Annotated in this window: 4 protein-coding genes; 1 reads left to right on the forward strand and 3 read right to left on the reverse strand. The window is 49.2% G+C overall.

Features of this window, described 5'->3' with window-relative positions; translation table 11 throughout:
- Positions 1–346: 346 nt before the first annotated feature.
- The gene (locus H5T41_10955; GenBank protein MBC7109276.1) at positions 347–775 is read left to right on the forward strand and encodes a DUF3276 family protein; all 429 of its coding nucleotides are present in this window, start codon (positions 347–349) and stop codon (positions 773–775) included.
- A 100-nt stretch (positions 776–875) separates the two neighbouring features.
- Here H5T41_10955 and H5T41_10960 read toward each other — a convergent pair whose 3' ends face one another.
- From H5T41_10960 to H5T41_10970, 3 genes are all read right to left on the reverse strand, one after another.
- Positions 876–1,172 carry a hypothetical protein gene (locus H5T41_10960; GenBank protein MBC7109277.1) on the reverse strand — a complete coding sequence of 99 codons (297 nt, stop codon included), beginning with the start codon at positions 1,170–1,172 and terminating at the stop codon, positions 876–878.
- Between the two features lie 166 nt (positions 1,173–1,338).
- Positions 1,339–2,061, reverse strand: a complete 723-nt coding sequence (locus tag H5T41_10965) for a DUF5615 family PIN-like protein (GenBank protein ID MBC7109278.1) — start codon at positions 2,059–2,061, stop codon at positions 1,339–1,341.
- Positions 2,048–2,638, reverse strand: a 591-nt coding sequence (locus H5T41_10970) for an SAM-dependent DNA methyltransferase (GenBank protein MBC7109279.1), incomplete at its 5' end; no start/stop codon positions are given. The genes H5T41_10965 and H5T41_10970, both read right to left, overlap by 14 nt.

Consider the following 2,638-nt stretch of genomic DNA (forward strand, 5'->3'; position numbering starts at 1 on the left):
CTTGGTGCCGCCGGTCCCAAAATGAGCTCCGTGTCGCCCACATTTCCCAGTGTGAACTCCCAACAAAAAAGCTCGCCCTCGGTTATTTCTCCAAACTCATAAACGTCAATGGGAGCCCACACTTTTGGCGTAGCCCAAGCCCAAAACGAGCAAATAAGAGCTATAGCGATACCAAGCACATAGGGAAATTACCGCGTCTTTCATCAGGCAACAACCAATATGTTCGCGTACCTTCCACCGAGACTTCACGAAGGACAGCATCGACCCAGTATGCACGACAGCATGAAAGTAGACCGCCGCTGTCGCAGTGGAATACAATTTGCACAGTTGTATGGAGGGATGATAAATGCGCAGTGAGAGGGCCGAAGGAAAAGAATTGTTTTCCCAACGCTTAGTCGCTGGCAAGCGAACGTATTTCTTTGATGTAAAAGAATCGCGGGAGGGCATAAAGTTCTTAGTAATCACTGAATCAAGGCTGGTCGGGGAGAAGCGAGAACGCAGTAGCATAATGATTTTCCAAGAGCACTTGGCGGCATTTCATGCGGCATTACAGGAAATCCTTGAAACCGCAGGATTTAGATTCAAAACTTATGACTTGCAAATCATACGCCAACACCATCCAAAGGCCTACGCAAAATGGGCAGAGGAAGAAGACAAACGCTTGACAGAAGAATATCAAGGTGGAAAAACGATTGAAGAACTCGCAAAGATCTTTCAACGTAAGCCCAGTGCTATCCGTGCTCGTTTGAGAAAGCTAGGACTGCTAAAAGAGTAACCACTTAGCCGCTTTTCAGTTCTCGACACTGCTTAAGAAGAGATAAGGCTCTCTGAAGTCTCTCAGAGAGCTTGTGCGGGCCCACTCCTGGTGCATGAGGCTAGCTCATATATCGTTTCAAAATGGCCACCTCTGCAGCGTAGTCTTTGCGCTTTCGGTAGATAATCGCGAGTTGCTCATAGTACCAAGGTGCCACTCCCCAACCCTGAGCCCGTGCTTCCGCCTCCACAGCCTCTACTAACTTGAGCAACAGCTTCTCAGCCTCGTCGAGCCGCCCTGTACGCTTCAAGTTTTGGACTTCTTCGACGTACTCCGTATAGTGCTTTCCTCGGAGGAACCCTGGCCCTTGCATACTTTCCCCTCGCGCGTAATTGCCGTAGTCCCTGAAAGTTCGCACTGAATATATCCTGAAACCTTGACGGTAGGCTACCTTCCGGACTAAAAAGGACTGTAATGGCACTTTTTAACCTACGCAAGAAAACGAGTTTTGGAGACACAGGGACACTGCTGAATCTGAGGACAGACTTCACTCGACCATGATATACAATACTGCTTGAACAGCCTTAATTATGCCTTAATCTAGTTTTTCGATGTGGCACAGATTTCGTGTACACAATCCTGCGAAAATCCTCTTCAAGTTTTCGTCCCTTCAAATATCGACAACTACTTGTCTTCCCGGCTTTGCGAAGCCAGCCCTCCTGAACTAACCGTAATGCCTTTTTCCATGCTGTAGAACGACTACAGCCCCATAGTTTGCGCAAATCAGCATTTTTAAGCCCGTGCCGAGATTGAGAAAGGGCTGGCAAAATTGCGAGCAATTCGGAAGGAGGTGATGGAGTTGCTTCAACTCTTACCTGGCCGCTATCTAAGTCAACAATGACGAAAAAATTCTGATTTCCGCCGGTATCTACACAAGAAACCTGCTCTATAGCACCTTTAGTCGCTTTTGAAAGCGCTTTGATATCGGCAGGTATGCGAGTCGTTGTGCCCACCAGATAAACAATTTTAGAGTAAAAGACCCCACGGAGGGCTGCGTCATAATGAAACTCCCGATCTTGCGTAAGCACCCATGCTCCGATTCCTTTGGCTGTGACAGAGATCACGTCATCAGGGGCATTTTGTGGCAGTCCTAGTTCAGTAATGGTGGTCACTTGATCTCCGTTTTCTGTAAACATTTCTTTCCATTCGCTTGGTCTAGAAACAGACGCGTCAATAACGAAGTGTTTGGGAAAAGGCAACGGCAGTTGAGTGCCTGCCTGGGGAAGCCCTTTTTCAGACTTTGTCACCTCCGACCTCCGCCAAATCAGAACGAACTATTTTAAGTTCCCTCTCGGTGAGGCCCCAAAGTTGGGCGGCGAGTTGGTCAATTCGTTCCTCGATTTCGCGTAGGCGGGCTACATCGCCCTGAGCCGCAGCCTCGTGAGCCGCCTGGGAGGCCTCGGCCAGAGCTCGGTGCACCAGATCATTCGAGTTGTACTTAGGGATGCGGACGTGCTCCAGAACAATTGGGGACCCGATGCCACCACCTCCGGTGGAAAAGAAACTCCGAATGGTCAGATCGCCAGCAGAAGAGTTCATCAGCGCACAAATGTAAAAAGCCTCATCGGGCTCATAGCAAGCAACCAGAAATGTGTTATGTTCAGGAACAACAGGCTTTCCCTGGACCATATCAACAACAACGGCTCTCAATCCCTTGGCAATCCAAGGCCACACAACTTTCCAGGGGGCGAAGGTGTAGTCGCCGATCTCGGACATGGAATAGAACGGTTTACCCGCTTTCATCGCTTGTTTGACTTCCCAACCTCCACGCGCTCTCAAAACGTGCTCAAACCGCTTAAGGTAAGCCCAGGTGTGGGGATAATC

The organism is Methanomassiliicoccales archaeon, assembly GCA_014361295.1.
Taxonomy (GTDB): domain Archaea; phylum Thermoplasmatota; class Thermoplasmata; order Methanomassiliicoccales; family JACIVX01; genus JACIVX01.

Coding starts and splice junctions, on each gene's coding strand:
- H5T41_10955 (MBC7109276.1), top strand. CDS start 347: ATGCGCAGTGAGAGGGCCGAAGGAAAAGAATTGTTTTCCCAACGCTTA.